This window comes from Streptomyces niger (assembly GCF_000718305.1).
Lineage (GTDB): Bacteria > Actinomycetota > Actinomycetes > Streptomycetales > Streptomycetaceae > Streptomyces > Streptomyces niger.
In genome coordinates, this window is record NZ_JOFQ01000007.1 from 378,516 (window position 1) to 398,804 (window position 20,289).

17 protein-coding genes are annotated in these 20,289 nt (G+C 73.8%); 9 read left to right on the forward strand and 8 right to left on the reverse strand.

Annotation, left to right across the window (positions count from 1 at the left end; all coding sequences use genetic code 11):
- Positions 1 to 8 precede the first annotated feature (8 nt).
- From thiE to IF20_RS15985, 3 genes are all read left to right on the forward strand, one after another.
- Positions 9 to 659, forward strand: a complete 651-nt coding sequence (gene thiE / locus IF20_RS15975) for a thiamine phosphate synthase (RefSeq protein WP_052865816.1) — start codon at positions 9 to 11, stop codon at positions 657 to 659.
- 195 nt (positions 660 to 854) lie between these two features.
- Complete coding sequence (gene metF / locus IF20_RS15980) at positions 855 to 1,772, forward strand: methylenetetrahydrofolate reductase [NAD(P)H] (protein WP_052865817.1); 918 nt, start codon at positions 855 to 857, stop codon at positions 1,770 to 1,772.
- Between the two features lie 34 nt (positions 1,773 to 1,806).
- On the forward strand, positions 1,807 to 2,871 hold the full coding sequence (locus IF20_RS15985; protein WP_052865818.1) for a hypothetical protein: 1,065 nt from the start codon (positions 1,807 to 1,809) through the stop codon (positions 2,869 to 2,871).
- A gap of 55 nt (positions 2,872 to 2,926) precedes the next feature.
- Here IF20_RS15985 and IF20_RS15990 read toward each other — a convergent pair whose 3' ends face one another.
- Together IF20_RS15990 and IF20_RS15995 are read right to left on the reverse strand one after the other, a co-directional pair.
- On the reverse strand, positions 2,927 to 4,471 hold the full coding sequence (locus IF20_RS15990; RefSeq protein WP_052865819.1) for a phytoene desaturase family protein: 1,545 nt from the start codon (positions 4,469 to 4,471) through the stop codon (positions 2,927 to 2,929).
- 503 nt (positions 4,472 to 4,974) lie between these two features.
- Positions 4,975 to 5,628 (reverse strand): TetR/AcrR family transcriptional regulator, encoded by a 654-nt coding sequence (locus IF20_RS15995; protein WP_052865820.1) that lies wholly within the window; start codon positions 5,626 to 5,628, stop codon positions 4,975 to 4,977.
- Between IF20_RS15995 and IF20_RS40515 the strand changes: the two genes are divergently transcribed.
- A complete protein-coding gene (locus IF20_RS40515) occupies positions 5,627 to 5,761 on the forward strand; it encodes a hypothetical protein (protein WP_267881133.1) in 135 nt (44 codons plus the stop codon). The genes IF20_RS15995 and IF20_RS40515 overlap by 2 nt on opposite strands.
- Here the strand turns inward: IF20_RS40515 and IF20_RS16000 are convergent.
- Together IF20_RS16000 and IF20_RS16005 are read right to left on the reverse strand one after the other, a co-directional pair.
- On the reverse strand, positions 5,751 to 7,961 hold the full coding sequence (locus IF20_RS16000; protein WP_052865821.1) for a YhgE/Pip domain-containing protein: 2,211 nt from the start codon (positions 7,959 to 7,961) through the stop codon (positions 5,751 to 5,753). The two genes, IF20_RS40515 and IF20_RS16000, sit on opposite strands and share 11 nt — an antisense overlap.
- Complete coding sequence (locus tag IF20_RS16005) at positions 7,933 to 8,814, reverse strand: ATP-binding cassette domain-containing protein (protein ID WP_052865822.1); 882 nt, start codon at positions 8,812 to 8,814, stop codon at positions 7,933 to 7,935. Before IF20_RS16005 ends, IF20_RS16000 begins: the two co-directional genes overlap by 29 nt.
- Before the next feature lie 196 nt (positions 8,815 to 9,010).
- Between IF20_RS16005 and IF20_RS16010 the strand changes: the two genes are divergently transcribed.
- The 3 genes from IF20_RS16010 to IF20_RS16020 all read left to right on the forward strand — a co-directional run bounded on the left by IF20_RS16010 (position 9,011) and on the right by IF20_RS16020 (position 12,036).
- Positions 9,011 to 9,502: an SAV_6107 family HEPN domain-containing protein gene (locus IF20_RS16010; protein ID WP_052865823.1), complete on the forward strand. Its 492-nt coding sequence runs from the start codon at positions 9,011 to 9,013 to the stop codon at positions 9,500 to 9,502.
- Between the two features lie 1,074 nt (positions 9,503 to 10,576).
- Positions 10,577 to 11,332 carry a methyltransferase gene (locus tag IF20_RS16015; RefSeq protein WP_052865824.1) on the forward strand — a complete coding sequence of 252 codons (756 nt, stop codon included), beginning with the start codon at positions 10,577 to 10,579 and terminating at the stop codon, positions 11,330 to 11,332.
- A gap of 290 nt (positions 11,333 to 11,622) precedes the next feature.
- Entirely contained in the window at positions 11,623 to 12,036 is a 414-nt protein-coding gene (locus IF20_RS16020) for a DUF3040 domain-containing protein (RefSeq protein ID WP_052865825.1), read from the forward strand.
- A gap of 289 nt (positions 12,037 to 12,325) precedes the next feature.
- Here the strand turns inward: IF20_RS16020 and IF20_RS16025 are convergent, their stop codons facing one another.
- The 4 genes from IF20_RS16025 to IF20_RS16040 all read right to left on the reverse strand — a co-directional run bounded on the left by IF20_RS16025 (position 12,326) and on the right by IF20_RS16040 (position 18,330).
- Positions 12,326 to 14,917 carry a transglutaminaseTgpA domain-containing protein gene (locus tag IF20_RS16025; RefSeq protein ID WP_052865956.1) on the reverse strand — a complete coding sequence of 864 codons (2,592 nt, stop codon included), beginning with the start codon at positions 14,915 to 14,917 and terminating at the stop codon, positions 12,326 to 12,328.
- A complete protein-coding gene (locus tag IF20_RS16030) occupies positions 14,914 to 16,491 on the reverse strand; it encodes a DUF58 domain-containing protein (protein ID WP_110944199.1) in 1,578 nt (525 codons plus the stop codon). Before IF20_RS16030 ends, IF20_RS16025 begins: the two co-directional genes overlap by 4 nt.
- Positions 16,491 to 17,489: an AAA family ATPase gene (locus IF20_RS16035; RefSeq protein WP_052865826.1), complete on the reverse strand. Its 999-nt coding sequence runs from the start codon at positions 17,487 to 17,489 to the stop codon at positions 16,491 to 16,493. The genes IF20_RS16030 and IF20_RS16035 overlap by 1 nt, the downstream gene beginning before the upstream one ends.
- Before the next feature lie 283 nt (positions 17,490 to 17,772).
- Entirely contained in the window at positions 17,773 to 18,330 is a 558-nt protein-coding gene (locus IF20_RS16040; RefSeq protein WP_052865827.1) for a beta-class carbonic anhydrase, read from the reverse strand.
- 472 nt (positions 18,331 to 18,802) lie between these two features.
- Here IF20_RS16040 and rsmH point away from each other — a divergent pair, with 472 nt between their 5' ends.
- Together rsmH and IF20_RS16050 are read left to right on the forward strand one after the other, a co-directional pair.
- The gene (gene rsmH / locus IF20_RS16045) at positions 18,803 to 19,765 is read left to right on the forward strand and encodes a 16S rRNA (cytosine(1402)-N(4))-methyltransferase RsmH (protein ID WP_052865828.1); all 963 of its coding nucleotides are present in this window, start codon (positions 18,803 to 18,805) and stop codon (positions 19,763 to 19,765) included.
- Complete coding sequence (locus IF20_RS16050) at positions 19,762 to 20,277, forward strand: septum formation initiator family protein (protein ID WP_052865829.1); 516 nt, start codon at positions 19,762 to 19,764, stop codon at positions 20,275 to 20,277. Before rsmH ends, IF20_RS16050 begins: the two co-directional genes overlap by 4 nt.
- Positions 20,278 to 20,289 lie beyond the last annotated feature (12 nt).

A 20,289-nucleotide genomic window follows, 5' to 3' on the forward strand; every position in this document is an offset into this window, starting at 1 on the left:
AACACCCGATGAGCACCGCACGACAGGCCCTGTCCGACGCCCGGCTCTACCTCTGCACGGGGGCCCGCAAGGAGCAGGGCGATCTGCCGCAGTTCCTGGACGCCGTGCTCTCCTCGGGTGTGGACATCGTGCAGCTGCGCGACAAGGGCATGGAGGCCGGCGAGGAGCTGACCCACCTGGAGGTTTTCGCCGACGCCTGCAAGCGGCACGGCAAGCTGCTCGCGGTCAACGACCGCGCGGACGTCGCGCACGCCATCGGCTCCGACGTGCTCCACCTCGGCCAGGGCGACCTGCCCGTCCCGGCAGCGCGCGCCGTCCTCGGCGACGACGTGCTCATAGGCCGCTCCACCCACGCCGAGGCGGAGGTCGACGCCGCCCTCACCGCTCCGGGCGTGGACTACTTCTGCACGGGCCCCTGCTGGCCCACCCCCACCAAGCCCGGGCGGCACGCCCCCGGCCTGGACCTCGTGCGGTACGCCGCCGCGCGGCGCCCCGCCCGCCCCTGGTTCGCCATCGGCGGCATCGACGCGGGCAATCTGGACGAGGTGCTGGCGGCAGGCGCCCGCCGCGTCGTGGTGGTCCGCGCGCTCACCGAGGCCGAGGACCCCGGCGCCGCCGCGGCCGAGCTGGCGCGGCGGATCCGCGCGTACGACGCCTGACGCGCACCGGTCTGTCGCCCACCCGGCCTGACGCACACCCGGGGTGACGTGGCGCGCACAGGCGCCGTCACGGCGCGCGGGCGGTGAGCAGTGGTCTGACGTGAAGTGTCCGACTGGTGAACAGGAGCCCGGCAAACCGGGGCATACCGCAGCGCGTGGTTGGGGGGCTGCCAGGCCGGTGGTTAACCTGCCGGTATGGCCCTAGGTACCCCTTCCACCAGGACTGACCGCGCACGCACGGTGCGTGAACTGCTCGCTGAGGGCAAACGGTCCTATTCCTTCGAGTTCGCCGCCCCCAAGACCGAGAAGGGCGAGCGGACCCTGTGGAAGGCCATTCGCCGGATCGAGGCCGTGGCGCCGACCTTCGTATCGGTGACCTATGGCGCGGGCGGCACCTCCCGTGAGGGCACCGTCCGCGCGACCGAGCGGATCGCCACGGACACCACGCTCACCCCGGTCGCCCACCTGACCGCGGTCAACCACTCCATCGCCGACCTGCGGAACATCATCGGCCAGTACGCCGGCGCCGGTATCCGCAACATGCTCGCGCTGCGCGGTGACCCGCCCGGCGACCCGATGGGCGAGTGGGTGCGCCATCCCGAGGGCATCGCGTACGCCGCCGACCTGGTCCGCCTGATCAAGGAGTCCGGCGACTTCTGCGTCGGCGTCGCGGCCTTCCCCGAGATGCACCCGCGCTCCACCGACTGGGACACCGACATCCGGCACTTCGTGGACAAGTGCCGTGCGGGCGCCGACTTCGCGATCACCCAGATGTTCTTCTACCCGGAGGACTATCTGCGCCTTCGTGACCGGGTGGCCGCCGCCGGTTGCGAAACGCCGATCATCCCGGAGATCATGCCGGTCACGAACGTCCGGCAGATCGAGCGGTTCGCGCAGCTCAGCAATGCGGCCTTCCCGCCCGAACTGGCGGATCGCATCCTTGCGGTCAAGGACGATCCCGCGGCGGTACGCTCCATTGGCATCGAGTACGCCACGGAGCTGTGTGCACGCTTGACCGCCGAGGACATTCCCGGGTTGCACTTCATTACCCTGAACCACTCCACGGCGACGCTGGAAATCTACGAGAATCTGGGTCTGCACCAGCAGACCTGACCACGTGCCCGCAGCGGCGGAAACAGGGGCGTACATGGGCTGGACGATCCTCTACATCGCGTTCGGCATCGTGGCGCTCTGGCTGCTGAGCGAGGTCCTGCTCCAGTACAAGGCCCGGCTGCGCTGGCGGCTGCTCGCCTTCGCCGGGTTCCTCGGCGTCGTCGTCGGCGTGGTCCTGCCGTCGATCGTGGTCATCGCGATCGGCGCCGCGGCCTTCGCCGTGGGCCAGACCTACGTCACGCTCTCCTTCCGCCGCGGCTTCACGATGGGCTGGGCGCTCGCCGCGGGGAGACCGAAGGTGAGCAGCCGCCGCCGGCGCGGCGGCGGCCGGGGCGGGGCCGGCGCGGCGCCGGACGCCTCCGTGCCGCAGACCGGCCCGGACACGGGCGACGGCGGTGCGGGGCTGCAGGAGGCCGCGGCGGATCACGGTGGCGACGCCGACGAGGCGCGCGGCGAATACGACGCACCCGCGGGCTACGCCCCGGACGCGGCCGCCGCGCCGTACGCGGACGCCTACGACGCCCGCCCGGACGGCTACGCCGATCCGTACGCCGACGCCACCCAGGTCGCGCCGGTCTTCGCCCCGGAGCCGATGCCCGACGAGACCGGCCAGTACGGCATATACAGCACCGACGCCCGGCCCGGTCAGCAGCCGCAGGATCCGTACGGCGGCTACTACGAGCCGGCCGCCGCCCACGACGGCCACGCCGACCCGTACGGCGGCTACGGCAACGGTCACGGCGGCTACGGCCACGGTGGCTACGGCGACCACGGCGGCTACGCCGATCCGTACGCGCAGCAGGACCCCTACGGCGGTGCGTACGACCCCTACGCGCAGGCCGGCCCGTACGCGCCCGCCGACCCCTACGGCGGGTACGACCCGTACGGACACGGCGGCCAGGTCCCGCAGCAGTACGGCGCGGGCTATGACAGTCAGCACTACGGAGCGGGCCCCGAGACCCCGCCCGGCGGCGTCTGGGTGCCCCAGCAGCGCGGGACGGACGAACAGCCTCCGCACCAGCCCGAATACCAGCCGGAGCACCAGGGCTACGGCTACCCGCCCCAGCAGGGGTACGACGGCCAGCAGTACCGCTACTGACCGCAGCGGCCGCCCCCGGCACGACTGCGCCGCCCCCGCTGCCGTGGCGTTGCCGCTACTCCGAGCCGTGCCAGTCGTCGCCGTGCACGACGAGGCCCGCGACCAGCGCGCCGGACATGCCCGCATGGGCCAGGCCGCCGCCGGGATGGGACCAGCCACCGGCCGTGTAGAGCCCCGGTATCCGCGTGCGGTTGGCGGGGACGAGCGCTCGGCCGTCCAGGCCGGCCAGCGCGGGGCCGGGCACCGCGCCGCCCGCCGCGCCCGTGTCGGCGGCCGTGTCCGCCGGCGTCCGTATCTCGCGCCACAGGATCCGGTCCCGCAGCCCGGGCACCGCGGCGTCGGCCGCCGCGACCACCCGGTCCGCGAACCCCTCGGCCACCCCGTCCGCCGTCCAGTCGACCCCGCCGGTGCCGCCCGTCGCGTGCGCGGGGACCGTGACCGTCAGCGTCACCGCTTCGTGGCCGTCGTCGGGCCGCTGGGCCGGGTCGTCGGGGCGCAGCACCGTCACCGTGGGCGACTGCGGCAGCCCGCCGCCGTCCCCGAAGACGGCCGTCAGCTCCGCTGCACGGTCGGCGGCGTGCACGACCGTACGGTGCACCGCGTCCGGCGCACGGCCCCCGCGCAGTGCCAGCAGCACGCTGAACCGCCCGCTCGGCGGCGTCGACGGCGGCAGCACGTCACCGGCGCCGCGGACCTGCCCGGCGGCACCGGGGGAGTCGGCGGTCAGCCCGGCCAGCGTCCACGGGTCGACGCCCGCGACCACCACGTCGGCCTCCTCGATCCGCCCGTCCGCCAGCTCGATGCCGGCCGCCCGGCCGTCCTTGCGGACCAGTCGCCGCACCTCGGCGCCGAAGGCGAACTCCACCTTGCGGGCCAGGCACCGCTCGTACAGCGCGGTGGCCAGCGCGCGCATGCCGCCGCTCACGTACCACGTGCCGAAGGTCTGCTCCATGTACGGCAGGACCGTGGCGCTCGCGGGGGCGGCGCGGGGGTCGAAGCCGTACGCCAGCGCGTGGCTCTCCAGGAGCGCGACCAGCCGTGGGTCCTTCAGCTCCAGGGCCGCGACCTCGGCGAGGGTGCGCGCCGGGCGCCGCTTGAGCAGGCCCTTGCGCCCCACGGCGGGATAGGGCTCGCGCCCGAGCACCTGCCAGTCGGACCACAGCGGCTCCTCCAGCAGCGGCCGCCGGGTCCGGTCCCAGGCCTCCCGCGCCCGGCCGAGCAGCTCGCTCCAGCGCTCGCCGGCGCCCGCTCCCAGCGCGCGGTCCAGCGCTTCGATGACCCCGGCCCGCGAGGCGTTCGGCAGGGTGACGTCCGTGCCGTCCGGGAAGACGTGGCGGGCGGCCGGGTCGACCTGCACCAGGTCGACGACGCTCTCCAGCGGCTCCTTGCCGGTCTTGAGGAAGAGGTCGCGCTGCACGGCCGGCAGATGCAGCAGCCCGGGGCCGGTGTCGAAGCCGAAACCGGCGCGCTCGAACCGCCGCAGCGAGCCGCCGTAGGTCTCGCCGCGCTCCCACACCGCCACCCGGTGGCCCGCGACGGCCAGCCGGGCAGCGGTCGCCATCGCGCCCGTCCCGGCGCCGATCACCGCAATCCGTGCCATGTCCGTGACTTTATCGGCGACCACTGACAACGCCGCCGGGCGGCCTCCCGCGCCGGGGTCCGGGCACGAAAAAGCGCGCTGCCCTGGCGCGGATCGTTCCCCCTTCGATCCGACCAGGACAGCGCGTCCCCCGTGCTTCCCCCGTTTTCTCCGGGTTTCCCCGGAGCCCCCGTGCTCCCCGGGTTTCCCCGGGGCCCCCGTGCTTTCCCCCGTGCACTTCGGGTCTCCCCGAAGTCCCCCGTGCTCCGCGTTTCTCCGGGTTTCCCCGGAGCCCCGTGGAGCGTGGAGCCCCGTCCCCCGTGACCCCCGTGGAGCCCCGTTTCCCCCGTGGCTCCCCCTGCCACGTCGGGGAGGCCGTACCGTTCCGCCGCCCCGTGTCGGCGGTCCCGGTGCCGGCTTCCCCTCCGTGGCTTCCACTCTCCCGTCCACGCAGGTCGCGGCCCATCCGCGTACCTACTCATCTCGCTCACTGAGTACGGGTACTCAGGGCTGGGTGCTCATCCTCAGGACGGGCCCGGGGCGGTCACGGCGCTTGCTCCGCCCTCGCCCTGATGGCCGCTCACCCGTCCTTGGAGGAGCCGGGAGAGCGCCGCGTGCACGTCGTCGATCGACCGGTCCGGCTGGAAGGACTGCCAGTCCAGTGCGGCCACCAGCACCATTCCGAAGAGCGCGGAGGCGGTCAGCGGGATGTCGATCTCCTCGCTCAGCTCGCCGGCGGCCACCGCCTCGCGGATGACCTCGGCGACGACGGAGACGGCCCGCTCCCGCACCATCATCAAGGTGGTGTTCCACGTGCGGTTCGTGCGCCACAGCTCGGCCACGTAGAGCTGGGTGAGCGCCGGGTACTGCGAGATGAAGTACAGCCCCGCGTGGATCATCGCGTCCAGCGCGTCGACCCGGGAGCCGCCGCGCTCCGCCACCTCGTCGGCGGCCTCCTGGAGCGAGCCGGCCAGCATCTCCACGCCGTGCCGCAGCAGCTCTTCGAAGAGCACGTTCTTGCTCGCGAAGTTGTAGTAGACGGTGCCCTTCGCGACGCCCGCCCGCTCGGCGATCTCGTCCACCGTGGTGGAGGAGAAACCCTGTTCGGCGATGAGTGTCACCGCGGCCTCGAAGAGCTTGCGCCGGGTCGCCTCACGACGCGTGTTGGAGCTGTCCATGGAGGCGATTGTGCCCGGTGCGGGCGGCACCGCGGCGCCCGCCCACACGGGACGTGACGCGGTGGTGACCCGCCGGGTCCCGGACGTCGCCGCCCGGGACCCGGACGCCGCGGTGCGCGCGCTCACAGGCTGAGCTCCGGGTGCAGGTCCTTCATCCGTACGACCTGCCGGCCGCGCGCGGTCCACGTGGTGAGCGCGAGCGCGCCCACGGTGAAGAGCGCCAGCACGATGCTGCCCTGCCACACGGGGGTGAGGTCACCGCCCGTGATGAGGCGGCGCAGGCCCCCGACGATGTACGTCATCGGCAGGTACGGGTGGAGCGCGTTGAAGAACCCGGGACTGGTCTGCACGGGGTACGTACCGCCCGCCGAGGTCAGCTGGAGCATCAGCAGTGCCAGGACCAGGATCCGGCCCGCCGCGCCGAACTGCGCGTTCAGCCACTGCACGATCGCCGAGAAGCAGGCCGTGGCCAGGACCAGGAACCCGATCGTGCCCGCCGCGTGCATCATCTCCAGGCCCAGCCCGAAGTGCAGCACGGACATCAGGGCCGCGATCTGCAGCACCCCGATGGCGAACACCGGGAGCCAGCCCGACACCGCGGTCCGCCAGGCGCTCGCGCCGGCCGCCAGCGCACGCCGGTTCAGCGGCTGGATCAGCATGTAGGCGACCATCGCGCCGACCCAGAGGGACAGCGGGATGAAGTACGGCGCGAAGCCGGTGCCGTAGTTGGGCGCCTTGTGGGCCGAGTCCGAGGCGAGCTGTACGGGGTCGGACATCACGTTCGTCCGCGTGTCCCGCTGGTCCTTGTCGTAGTCCGGGATCTTCTTGACGCCGTCCTGGAGCCCGCCGGCCAGCTTCGAGGAGCCGTCCGAGAGCTTGAACATGCCGCCGTTGAGGGTGTCGGCGCCGTTCTTGAGCTTGCCCACGCCCTCGTCGAGGTCGCCGGCGCCGGTCTGCAGCCTGCCCAGACCGCTGTCCAGGTCGCTGCCGCCCTTCTTGGCGGTACCGGTGCCCTTGTGCAGGTCGCCGGCTCCCGTGGCCAGCTTGTCGGCGCCGGTGGCCACCGAGTGCGCGCCCTTGTTGAGCGCGTTGATCTGCTTGACGGCGGCGTCCAGGTCCGTGCCCAGCGTAGGACCGTGATCGGCCAGGGTCTGGGCCAGCTTGTGCAGCGTGCCGAGGTCCTTGTTCAGCTGGGCGAGGTTCTTCTCGTTCTTGACCAGCCCGCTGACCTCCTCGGCCTTGTCGGCCGCCGCGTCGGACTTGTCGCGCATGTCCTTGAGCGTGGTGCAGGACGGGTCGCGCTCGGTCAGGGCCTTCTCGCAGCGCAGCTTGTAGAAGGTCGCCACCTGGTCGGCCAGCGCACGGGAGGTCGTGGCGCCGTCCGCCGCGGCCTGCGGGAGCTTGTCGAGGTTGTCCCGTACGGCCTGCGAACCGTCGGCCACGAGGCGCGCGGCCTCGCCGATCTCCTTGCCGTGCGCGCGCACGAAGGGGCCGTACTCCTTGTTCGCCGCGTTGACCTTGTCGGCGAGCTGCTGGGTGCCGTCGGCCACCCGGCCCGCGCCCGTGGAGAGCTTGCCCGCTCCCGTGTCGAGCTTGCCGGCCCCGGAGTCCAGGTCCTTCAGGCCGTTCGCCAGGTCGTGGCTGCCCTTCTTGGCGGTGTCCACGCCGTCGGCCAGGTCGCCGCTGCCCTTCTTGGCGGTGTCCAGACCGTCCTTCAGGTCACCGGTGCCCTTCTTGGCCTTCCCGATGCCGCCCTTCAGCTCGGAGGCGCCGTCGGCCGCCTCCTTGGTCTTGTCGTGCAGGTCGGAGAAGGACACGAAGATCTTGTCGAGGAAGCTGCGGGAGGACTTCGCGGAGGCCGCGGAGCGCACCTCGGAAAAGACCGACCGGGAGATCTGCCCGACGATGTAGTTGTTCGCGTCGTTCGTGCGGACCTTCAGCTCGCCGGTCACCGGGTGGTCGCCGGAGCTGGACGCGATCCGCTTGCTGAAGTCGTCGGGGACGGTCAGCGACAGGTAGTACGCGCCGGACTCCAGCCCCTTGGAGGCGTCGGCGGCGCTGACGGGGTGCCAGTCGAAGGTGTCGCTCTCCTTGAGCCCGTCGACCAGGTCGTCACCGGCGTTGACCTGCTGGCCGTCGGCCGAGGCGCCCCGGTCGGAGTTGACCAGCGCGACCGGGATCTTGTCCAGGCGCGAGTAAGGGTCCCAGAAGGACCACAGGTAGAGCGCCCCGTAGAGCAGTGGCAGCAACAGCAGGGCCACCAGCGCCGCGCGCGGCAGCTTCCCCCTGCCGAACCGCTTGAGCTCAAGCGCGGCCAGCTTCGGCGAGCGCATCCGCCGCCCCCTCCTCGTTCTTCGTGCTCGTCTCGGTGCCCGTTCCGGGTGCCGCCTCGGCCCCCGGCTTCTCCGCCCCGCGCTCCGGGCCTTCGGGCTCGTCCGGCCCGGTCGTCGAGGCCTCGGTGGCCTCTTCGGTTCGCGGCTTCTCCGGGCGGCGTGCCGTGGAGACCACGAGCGCGTCCCCGGGCGCCTGGCTGCACACCGCCAGCACCGTCGTGCCGGCCGCCGCCAGCCCGCGGAGCATCGCCCAGGCCTGCTTCCGCTCCTCGTCCGACAGCTTCATGTCGGTGTCGTCGACGGCGAGCAGCCGCGGCGAGCCGATGAGGGCCAGCGCGACGGACAGCCGCAGCGCCTCCAGCCGCTCCAGGTCCCGTACGGAGGTCCGTACGCCCTTGGGCAGCGTCTCCGGGTCGAGCCCGGCGGCCTCCAGTGCGGCGTCGATCCGGCCCCGGGCCTCGGCCCGGCGCTCGCGGCGCGGGCGCAGCAGTGCGCGTACGGGGCCGCCGAAGCGGCGCTGCAGCAGGGCGCGTTCGTGCAGGTGCTCGGCGACCGTGAAGGCCGGGTCGAGCTCGGCGACGCCGGGGACATGGGCGAGTGCCGTGACCGCCCGTACGGCGGCCATCTTCTTCGGCAGTGACAGGCCGGCCACCCGGGCCTTGCCCGCGGCGGTCTTCATGCGTCCGGTGAGCGCGAGCAGCAGACACGTACGGCCCGAGCCGGACGGCCCCTCGATCGCGATCAGCGCGCCGGGCTCGGCCGTGAAGTCGACGTCCTGGAACGCCCAGCCGCGAGGTCCCCTGACCCCGAGTCCTTGGGCCTTGACCGCCGCCCCGTGCGGGGTGCTGTCCACGTTCCCTCCCTCTTGAACTGACCAGTCAGTTCAAAAAGTATGCCGCACGATGCCGGGGTGTATGCAAGTCGGCCGGGGTTTCCCTGGCGTGATCTCGGCTACAGGGGAGAAAGAGCAGGTCAGGCCGATTGTCAGTGGGGTGCCTCACGATGGTGTGAGCGGTTCCGAGCCGTTATGCGACGACAGGAGGTTCGTCATGGCAACTCGTCCCCAAGGGGCAGGTTCAGCTGCGTACGGTCCCCCGAGCGATGTCCATCCCGTTCTGCGCCGGACGGGCGCCCCGCCCGCCGCCCTCGACCTGCTCGCCAAGGCCCAGCGCGGGCTGGCCGAGGCCGCCTCCCTGGAAACCCCCAACGAGCGCTACGCGACCGCCCACCTCGCCGCGCTGCGCGGCGCGGCCGCCGTCCTCGCCGTACGGGGCCGCCCCGAGCCCACCCTCCGCCGCCGCCAGCGCATCCGCAGCGCCTGGGAGGTGCTGCCGGAGGTCGCGCCCGAATTAGCCGAGTGGAGCGCCCTGTTCGCGGCCGGCGCCGAGCGCCGCGCCCGCGCGGAGGCCGGCATACCGGGGGCGGCCGGTCCCCGCGAGGCCGACGACCTCCTCCGCGCCGTCGCCCACTTCCTCCGCCTCATAGAACGCCTCCTGGCCCTCCAGCCCCTGCTCCCGCCGCCGCGTTCCCGCGCGGGATGACGACCGGCTGCCGGGACCGACGGGTGCGGGCCGCGCGGGCGGCGCGGCGGCGCGGTGCCCTGACCGGGAAGCGGGGACCCGCGGATGCCGGGCGCTGTCCCCGCCTGCCGGGCGCATCCGGTGCATTCTGCGCCGCGCGATTCCGGGCCTGCCGCCGTGCGATTCCCGGCCTGCCGCCGTCCCGACTCCCGGCCCGCTGCCGTCCGGATGCCGTTGCCGCTCGCCGGCCGCTCTGCATCCGCCCCTCTGCTGCCGGCCCTTACCACGAGATCTGAGCCACCGGTCCGGCCCCGTCCGGACCGCGGTGCCGCCAGGCCACGCCCCGGTCGCGCCGCCGGCCCTTCTGCCGCCGGTTCTTCTGTCGCCGGTTCTTCTGCTGCGGGTTCTTCTGCTCTCCCTTTCCGCAATCCGCCGAGTTCCCGTCCGCGGGCGCTCCTTTTCTCGGCCTCTCGACTTCTCGGGCCGACCGACTTCTCGGGCCGACCGACTTCTCGGGCCGCTCGACTTCTCCGCGCGACTTCTCGGTCCGACCGACTCCTCGGGTCGGTGGACTTCTTGAGTGGACTTCTTGAAGGGCCGGCGGACAACTTGAACCGGCTGTCTTTTCGGTCCGGCTGACTTCTCACCCGGCTGACTTCTCGGCCCGGGGGTGGGCGGCTTCCTTGCGCGGGTCGCGGGGAGCGCCTTTCCTCGCCTCGGGCGGGCGGCGGCCCGCTTTTCCGTGGCGGTCGGCGGAATTCCCTCTCGGGCCCGTTGAGGCGCGCCGGGGGCGGGCCGGGGCGGGCCGGTCGGCACGGACCGCGGAGTGCGCCAACGAGGTGTGGCGGCTGGTACGCGTACGCCGGCTGGTTCGTGTACGGCGGGGGCGGGTCGGGTACGGCCGGGCCGGATCGGGAACAGCCGGGGGCCGGTTCGCGCAGGGCGCGGCGGGTACGCGCCGAAGCGGCCGGTCCCGGAAAGGCCGGGAGCGGGCTTCCGGCGCGGTTCGGCAGTGCTCGGTCGTGGTGGAGGCGGCGCGACCCCATAGGGTGGGAGGCGCCTCATCAGTACATGTCCCGCGAGGAGCCACCCGCCGTGTCTGACCCGCTGCGCCCGCGCGCATCCCTCCGTACCGCCGTGGTCTGGGAGGTCCTGCAGGACGCCTTGGAGCGCCGGGCCAAGGCCGCTGGGCGTGCCGCCCTCGACGTCCTGGACACCGGCGGCGGCACCGGCAACTTCGCCGTGCCCGTCGCCCGGCTCGGCCACCGCGTCACCGTGGTCGACCCCAGCCCCAACGCCCTGTTCGCCCTGGAGCGCCGGGCCGCCGAGGAGGGCGTGGCCGACCGGGTCCGCGCCGTCCAGGGGGACGCGCACGGCCTCTTCGACGTCGTCGAGCGCGGCGGTTACGACGCGGTGCTCTGCCACGGCGTCCTGGAGTACGTCGACGACCCCGCCGAGGGCATCCGCAACGCCGTGGCGGCGCTGCGCCCCGCCGGCACGCTGAGCCTGCTCGCCGCCGGCCTGGGCGGCGCGGTGCTGGCCCGCGCCCTCGCCGGCCACTTCACGGAGGCGCAGCGCGCCCTGAGCGACCCCGCGGGCCGCTGGGGCGACGGCGACCCGGTGCCCCGCCGCTTCACCGCGGAGCAGCTCACCGACCTGGTCACCCGTACCGGCCTGGCCGTCGGTGCGGTGCACGGCGTACGGGTCTTCGCCGACCTGGTCCCCGGGGTGCTCGTGGACACCGAGCCGGGCGCCATGGAAGCCCTCCTCAAGCTGGAGGCCGCGGCCGCCGAGCTGCCTGCTTTCCACTCCGTCGCCACCCAGCTGCACGTCCTCGCCGACCGGGGCTGACGGCCCGCGGCACCTGTGCCGGCCGGCCGTCAGCCCCGGTCGGACACCGGTCGGCGGGTGCAGTCGGCCACAGGCCCCCCGATCAGCCGCTTCGCCCCGTATGATCGGAGGTACAACGTCCGGCATGGCGTGAGGGCGGTTGGGGAATGCAGGGTGCATCACCACCGGCCACCATGGTGGCGCGGACAGTGAATTGGCGTAGAGGGGCGGGTTTCACGGGGGCGATTCCCTGCCTATCCTGAAAGGGTCGCACCCGGTCGCCCCCCGCGACCGACGAGTAGGAGGACTCCGTGCCGCTCTCGGAGCACGAGCAGCGCATGCTCGAGCAAATGGAGCGAGCGCTGTACGCCGAAGATCCGAAGTTCGCGACAGCGCTTGAAGGAAGTGGGCTGCGTACGTACACCCGGCGACGGGTCTACCAAGCGGTCGTGGGCTTCCTGGTAGGTATCGCGCTCCTCATGGCCGGAATGGTCGCACAGCAGATCTGGATCAGCGTGGTGGGCTTCCTCGTGATGCTCGGCTGCGCGGTCCTGGCCGTCACCAGCTGGCGTAAGGCGCCCAAGCCGGGTGAGCAGCAGGCCGGAGCGGGGGCCGCCCGCGGCGGCGGAAGCGGGCAGTCCCGCCGTACGTCCCGGTCGCGGCGCTCGATGATGGACCGCATCGAAGAACGTTGGCAGCGTCGCAGGGACGAACAGGGCCACTGAGCCCAGCCGTCCCCGGCCGGCCGGTGGAGCACGTCCGCGTGCCGCCGGCCGCCTGCGATACGACGATGCCGGTCGCCCGCGGCGCCTCTCGTCCTCCTGGCGCCCGCTGCCGCCGGCCTCCGCGTTCCGCCCGGTCTGCCAAGGGTGTGGGTCGCCCCCTGACTTCAAAGGGGCGACCCACACCCTTTGCCGTGTGCCGTGTGCCCTGTGTCGTATGGCGTATCGCCGTCTCCCGTCCCGCCCGTCGCGACGCGCCCCTCTCCGCGCACCGCGACCGGGAAGACCACCCCTACCGGGCCGCCGATCGGCCCGGTACCGCCGTGCGGAGGCGTCCCAGGACGGCGGAGGCGCGGGCCGAGGCGGACCACAGGAGGCGGACGGCGGAGGGCGGGGCGAGGAGGGCGCGCAGGCGTTGGCCTCGGGAGGCGGCGGCGTGCAGGCCGGCCCGGACTCGGCGTACGTCCTCGGCCAGGCCCGGTGCGGCCTCGGGATGCGGTGCGTAGAGGGCTTGCTCCACCGCGCCGGCGACCCGGTGGGCCGCCTCCGCCGCCGGGCCCGTCAGTTCGCCGACCCGTACGATCCGCTCGGCCGCCTTCCGCGGCGTCAGCGCGTCGTCCGGGACGATGCCGTAGTCCCAGCCCGAGTCCACCAGCTCCCGCCAGGGGCCGAGCACCACCCGGCGGGCATCGGCGCCGCCGGTCCGGGAACCGGGGACGCCCGCGCGGGGATCGGCGACGCCTGCCCCGGACTCGGCGTGGCCTGCCCGGGAGAGGCTCGACCGGGGTGGGCCTCCGGCGCCGTGCCCGGAGTGCGCGGGGGACCGCCGATGTCCGGGGCCGGAGGCCGGTGGAGCGGCGCCGGAGTCCGGCGGGCCGGCACCCGGGGGAGCGGCGCGGTCGCGGGCGAGACGGCGGGCGCGGCTCCGAATGCGCCACAGGAGCGGTACGGCGGGCAGCAGCAGGACCAGCAGCACGGCGAGCGCGCCGGCCGCCAGGGTCCCCGGTGCCGGCCCGTCGTCGGCCGGGCCGCCCCCGGACGCCCCGGGCACCGCCCCGCACTCGGCCACCCGGCGCTGGTCCGGCGGGCAGGTCCCGCCGTCCGTGGACGGCTCGGCGGGCCGCGGCGCGGCGGTCCGGCCCGGTAGCGGTTCGGCGCGGCCCGGGTCCTCCTCGGCAGGCGCGTCCGCGGTGACCGTGTAGTCCGGCACGCTGCCCCGGCTGGGCGTCGGCTCGAAGCGCGTCCAGCCGACGCCTTCGAAGTACAGCTCGGGCCAGGCGTGCGCGTCCCTCAGACCGACCGAGTACGAGCCGTCGGCCCGTCTGCCGCCCGGCGTGAAGCCGACCGCCACCCGGGCGGGGATGCCCAGCGTGCGGGCCATCGCCGCCATCGAGAAGGCGAAGTGCACGCAGAAGCCCTGCTTCTGCTCCAGGAAGCGGGTGATCGCCTGGGTGCCGCTGCCCGCCCGGACCTCGGTGTTGTACGTGAAGCCGCCCCGCAGCGCGAACCAGTCCTGCAGCCGGACCGCCTTGGCGTAGTCCGAGCGGGCGCCCCGCGTCACCCGTTGCGCCGTCCGCTCGACCACCGGGGGCAGTGAGTCGGGCACGCGGGTGTACTCGCGCCGCAGGGCGGGACGTGGCCGCGGCGCGTCGGCCAGCTGCCGGGCCGTCGGGCGCACGATCAGGCTCTCCACCTGGTAGCGGACCCCACGGGTGTTCTGGCCGCGGTCGCCGACCAGGGTGCGACCCTCCGGCTCGAAACGCCAACGGCCCGGTATGTCGACCCGGGAGGCGGGATAGGGCAGCGGGAGCCAGTTTTGTGCGTACCACCGGGCGGCGGACACCGAGGTGTTCACCGCGGTGGTGTCCACGTCCGGGGCCAGGCCCGGCGGGTCGGGCAGCCGGTCCGGTACGTCCACGACCGTGCGCTGCGACGGCTTCCAGGCCGCCCCGTCGAACTGGTCCAGGGCGACGATGCGCAGGTACAGGTCGCGGGTGTCGGGGGTGGTCGTGCGGTAGTTCAGGACCTCGCGATCCTCGGGCTGGTTGAGGCTGTCCTGGAGGGACACCAGGGGATTCACCGCGGAGATCGTGCCGCCGGCGCCCCCGGCCCCGCCGCGGGCGCTCATGTCCAGCAGCCCACCGCTCAGCGAGGGCAGTGCGGCCGGCACGATCAGGGCGATGCCCAGGGCGAGGGCGCCGATCCGGCGGCCCGTGCGGACCGGGGCCGGGGTGGCTCCACCGGGCGGTACGGGCGCGGTGGCGTACGGGCGGCCCGCGGTCGTCGGGCCGCCGCCGAACACCCTGCCCCACCGGGACAGCCGGTCGCGGCCCTCGGCGAGCAGCAGCAGAAGATATCCGGCGGCCGCCACCAGGAACCACAGCCAGCCCGCGCCGTTCTTGGACAGCCCGGCGGCGACGGAGTACAGCGCGAGCAGCGGCAGCCCGGCGGGCGCCGCGCTGCGGTACGTCACGGCGAGCGCGTCCACGATCAGGCCTATCAGCACGACGCCGCCGACCAGCAGCAGCCGGATGCCGGTGGTGACCGGGGCCGGGATGGCGTACCGGCCGACGTCGGAGGTGCCCTCCTGGAGGAGTTGGCCGAACTCCCGGAAGGCGTCGGGGCCCGGCAGCACGCCGGCGACCGCCTGGCCGCGGGTGAACAGCACGGTGAGCAGCAGCAGACCGATGAGAGCCTGGGCGGCGACGGTCAGCGGGCGGGCCAGCGGGACCCGGCGGGCCAGCGCGCCGGCCGTGATCACCAGCGCGAGCAGGATCGTCGCCTGGAACACCCAGCCGATCGGCTCCACCAGCGGCAGCAGCGCGCACGCGGCGCTGAGCGTCGCCACCATCGCGCACACCGCGAGCCGCGCACGGCCGCTCATCGCTCCGCCCCCTTCCAGCCGGCGGCCCGAGGCGGCGCCTCCGGCCCGTACGCCGCACCCGGCCCGTACGAACCGCCGGGCCTGTACGCCGCCCCCGGCCCGTACGCCGCACCCGGCCCGTACGCCGCACCCGCCGGGCCGCCGGCCGTTGCCGCGCCGGGGGAGCCCTGCGGCGTCGTCCGCGGTGTGCGGGCGGGGTCGGCCAGCCGCCACAGGGCCGGCAGGGTGTCCCGCGGGGTCACCGGGAGGGCCGTCCAGCCCGCGTCGCCCAGCAGGCGCAGCCGGTCGGCGAGGGGGAGTGGTGCGGGCGCCGCTTCGGGGCCGGCCGCCGCCGCGCCGCCCCAGGCGTCGCCGTCCAGCACGAAGGCCACGGCCGACCCGCTGCGTCGGCGCAGCCGCCCCGCCAGCGCGGTCTGCTCCTCGTCCAGGTCGCCGAAGAAGGCGATCAGCAGGCCTTCGTCGCCGCCGCGCAACACCTCGTACGCGCGGGACAGGCCGGGCTCCTCGGAATGCTCGACGACGGCCAGCGTGTCCAGCAGCAGCCCCGCCGCGTCGGCCGCGCCGCCGGAGAAGCCGCCCGCGCCGTCCGTACCGGGCACGGAGCTGCCGGTGTCGGTCAGCAGACGCACCGAGAAGTCGTGCTCCAGCAGATGCATTCCGATCGAGGCGGCGCCCGCGACCGCCCACTCGAACGGGGAGTCCGGGCCGGACCCCCGATGGGCCGCGCCACGGGTGTCCAGCAGGATCGTGCAGCGGGCCTGCTGGGGCTGCTCCTCGCGGCGGACCATCAGCTCGCCGTGGCGCGCGGTGGAGCGCCAGTGCACCCGGCGCAGGTCGTCGCCGTGGCGGTAGCCGCGGGGGATCACGTCGTCGTCGCCCGCCAGGGCCAGCGCGCGGTGCCGCCCGTCGCCGTACCCGGAGGCCTCGCCGGCCAGCCGCACCGGGGGCAGCGGCTCGACCCGGGGGACCACCGTGAGGACGTCCTGCGCGCTGAACGAGCGGGTCAGCTCGCACATGCCGAACGGGTCGGACAGGCGCAGCTGCAGGGGCCCGAGGGGATAGCGGCCGCGCAGGTCCGAGCGGACGCGGTAGGACAGCTCCCGGCGGCCGCCCGCCTCCACCCGGTCCAGGACGAAGCGCGGTCGCGGCCCGAGGACGTACGGCACCTGATCCTGGAGCATCAGGACGCCGGTCGGCAGCCGGGAGACGTTCTCGACGCGCAGCCGGACCCGGGTCTCGGCGGCTGCCGTGACCCGCGCGGGGGAGAGGGTGCGGCCGCCCGCCACCCGATGGCGGGTGCGGTGCAGCACGGCCGCGCAGACGAGCGGGAGCGAGGCCAGGAGCAGCCCGACCCGGAGCAGGTCGGCCTGGCCCAGGACGTACGAGCACACCGCCGCGGCGACGCCGGCCGCGAGGAACGACCGCCCGCGCGTCGACAGTCCGCTCAGCGCGGCCCGCAGCCCGTCTCCGGCCGGCAGACCCGAGGGCGCGGGGCCGCCGCTCTCCGCTGCGCCGGGCCGCCCGTACCCCCGGCCGGCCGCCGGCCCCTCGGTCCCCCCGCTCGCGCCCGGCATCAGTAACTCCGCGAGGCCGGGGGCCACTGCGCCGCGGGGTCGGGGACCGGGGTGTGGTGCAGGATCTCCAGGACCACCTGCTCGGCGGAGCGGCGGTTCAGCTGGGCCTGCGCGGTGGGCAGCAGGCGGTGCGCCAGGACCGCGACGGCCAGCGACTGGAGGTCGTCCGGGAGGACGTACTCCCGTCCGGCGAGGGCGGCCGCGGCCTTCGCCGCCCGCAGCAGATGGAGCGTCGCCCGCGGAGAGGCGCCGAGCCGCAGGTCGGGGTGGCTGCGCGTGGCGGAGATCAGCTCGACGGCGTATCTGCGCACCGGCTCCGCGACGTGCACCGTCCGCACCGCCTCGACCATCTTCACGATCTCGTGCGCGTGCGCGACGGGCTGGATGTCGTCCAGCGGGGACGTGTCGCCGTGCACGTCCAGCATCTGCAGCTCGGCCTCGGGGCCGGGGTAGCCGATGGACACGCGGGCCAGGAAGCGGTCCCGCTGCGCCTCGGGGAGGGGGTAGGTGCCCTCCATCTCCAGGGGGTTCTGCGTGGCGACCACCATGAAGGGGCTCGGCAGGGCGTACGTCCGGCCGTCCATGGTGACCTGGCGCTCCTCCATGGCCTCCAGGAGCGCTGACTGGGTCTTGGGGGAGGCGCGATTGATCTCGTCGCCGATGACGATCTGGGCGAAGACGGCGCCCGGCTTGAATTCGAAGTCGCGCCGGTGCTGGTCGAAGATGCTGACTCCGGTGATGTCCGAGGGCAGCAGGTCGGGGGTGAACTGGATGCGGCGCACCGAGCAGTCGACGGACCGGGCGAGCGCCTTGGCCAGCATGGTCTTGCCGACACCCGGTACGTCCTCGATGAGGAGGTGGCCCTCGGCGAGCAGCACGGTCAGCGCGAGGCGCACGACCTCGGGCTTGCCCTCGATCACACCCTCCACCGACCGGCGGACACGCGCGGCTGCGGCGGTCAGATCTCTGAGGCTCGCTGGCTCGTCATAGGTCGTCACCCGGTCCTCCTCGGCCCTTGCCCGCGCTCGCGTGGAGCGGGCTTCCCCTGTTTCGGGGCCGACGCCTTTCCTGGTCCGGCCCACCCCGGTGCGACACCGTCCCCGGCCCGGCCGGACACGACGTCACGTAGGCATTCTTGCCGCCCGCGCGGCTTCGCGTCATGGGCTGTGGATAACTCGGGACCGCGGACGCCGGCCGCCGGGCAGGTCGGTGGCCGGAACGCGCGTTCGCCGGTACGTCGTCGACGTACCGGCGAACGGTGGAACGTATGGGGGTGCCGCGTCAGTGCTGCGGATCGATCTCGCGCAGCAGGCCCGTCTTCACGTCGAAGACGAAGCCGCGTACGTCGTCCGTGTGGAGCAGGAAGGGCGACGTACGGACGCGCTGCATCGACTGGCGTACGTCGGCGTCCAGGTCCTTGAACGCCTCGACGGCCCAGTTCGGCCGCTGTCCGACTTCCTCGGCCAGTTCATGGCGGAAGTCCTCGGTCAGGGTCTGCATGCCGCAGTTGGTGTGGTGGATGAGCACCACCGAGCGGGTGCCCAGCGCACGCTGGCTGATGGTCAGGGAACGGATGATGTCATCGGTGACCACACCGCCCGCGTTGCGGATGGTGTGGCAGTCGCCGAGCTCCAGGCCCAGCGCTTCATGGAGATCGAGCCGGGCGTCCATGCAGGCCACGACGGCGACCTTCAGTACGGGACGGGCGTCCATGCCGGGGTCCGTGAAATCGGCGGCATATCGGGCATTGGCCTCGACGAGGCGGTCGGTGACGGAGCTGCCGGAGGAGGCGGCTGCGTTGTCGGACGGGGACGGTGCCTGCGACTCGGATATCGACATAGCCATAAAAGTAATGGCTACCGTGCCGGAGCGCCGCTCGTGAGGACGGGCATAGCGGGTCAACGGGCCATTCCTGTGAGGTAACCCACAAGAATGGCCGGCCTTCCCCTGTACGAGTGAAAGTCCCTCCTTCCCAACGCCCGGACGGCGGCGTTCCGCAGCCCCCCGGCGACCGCTTCAGGACGCGCCCGACCAGTTGGTTGACCGAAGGGATGAGTGGACTAAAGTGACGCGAAGTGGGAGGCGTGAGACTCTCCTTGGATCCCGAACTCCCGCGCGCGGGGAACCGCACGTGCGGTTCGGTCTCCTCCCGCTCCACCGGCCATCCGGCGGCTCTTCCCCGTCGGCGGACGGCCGCTTCCCCTTCAGAGCGGGCGGGGACCAAGCAGCACGTGCGGCCTCCGTCCGCCAACGGCAGGTGGGCACCTTCCCCGCGGGGGCGGTATCCGCCGCCCTCCTCATCGGAAGGCGCATGAACAGCAGCAACACCCGCCACGTCCCCGTCATGCTCCAGCGCTGTCTGGACATGCTCGCCCCGTCGCTCGCGGAGCCCGGTGCGGTCGTCGTCGACTGCACGCTCGGACTGGGGGGACACAGCGAGGCGCTGCTGTCGACGTTCCCCGCGGCGCGCCTGATCGGCCTGGACCGCGACCCGTCGGCCCTGAAGCTCGCGGGGGAGCGGCTGGCCCCCTTCGGGGACCGCGCGACCCTCGTGCACGCCGTCTACGACGAGCTGCCGGAGGTGCTGGCCCGGCTGTCCGTGCCGCGCGTCCAGGGCGTCCTGTTCGACCTGGGCGTCTCCTCGATGCAGCTGGACGAGGCCGACCGCGGCTTCGCGTACGCCCAGGACGCCCCGCTGGACATGCGGATGGACCAGACGACCGGCATGAGCGCGGCCGAGGTCCTCAACACCTACCCGCCGGGCGAGCTGGTCCGCATCCTGCGGGCCTACGGCGAGGAGAAGCAGGCCAAGCGGATCGTCTCGGCGATCGTGCGGGAGCGCGAGAAGGAGCCGTTCACGAACAGCGCGCGGCTGGTCGAGCTGATCCGGGACGCCCTCCCGCAGGCCGCCAAGCGCACCGGCGGCAACCCCGCCAAGCGGACGTTCCAGGCGCTGCGCATCGAGGTCAACGGCGAGCTGTCGGTCCTCGAACGCGCCGTGCCGAACGCGGTGCAGGCCCTCGCCGTCGGCGGCCGGATCGCCGTCCTGTCCTACCACTCGCTCGAAGACCGGCTGGTCAAGCAGGTGTTCGCGGCGGGTGCCGCCAACACCGCACCGCCCGGGCTGCCGGTCGTGCCGGAGCAGTACCAGCCGCGTCTGAAGCTGCTGACCCGGGGCGCCGAGCTGCCCACGGAGGCGGAGATCGAGGAGAACCGCAGGGCGGCGCCGGCCCGGCTGCGCGGCGCCGAACGCATCCGGGAGGACCACGCGTGACCGGACCCGGGCGGCTTCGCGGTACGGGGGGCGGGCGGCTGGCCGCCCTGATCCCCTCCGGTACGAGCACGGCGGCGCGCACGCCCTTCGTGCTGCTGGTCGTGGTGCTGCTCGGGTCCGGCCTGATCACCCTGCTGCTGCTCAACTCGGCACTCAATCAGGGCTCCTTCGAGCTGAGCAGGCTGGAGAAGCGCACCACCGAGCTGACGGACGAACAGCAGGCCCTCCAGCAGGAGGTGGACGGCTACTCGGCGCCCGGCGCCCTGGAGAAGCGCGCCCGCGAGCTGGGCATGGTGCCCGGCGGCACCCCGGCCTTCCTGAACCCGGACGGCACCGTGCGCGGCGTGCCCTCCGAGGCCACGGGGCAGCCGGCCTTGATGGGAGCACGGCAGAGCCTCCCGCCGGCCCTCTCCGGGACGCCCACGCCGTCCGGTACGCCCTCGGACGCGCCGTCCGGGAGTCCGGCCGGCACCGCCTCCCCGAGGTCCGTCCCGACGGCCTCCGGCGGGTGACCCCGTGACGCA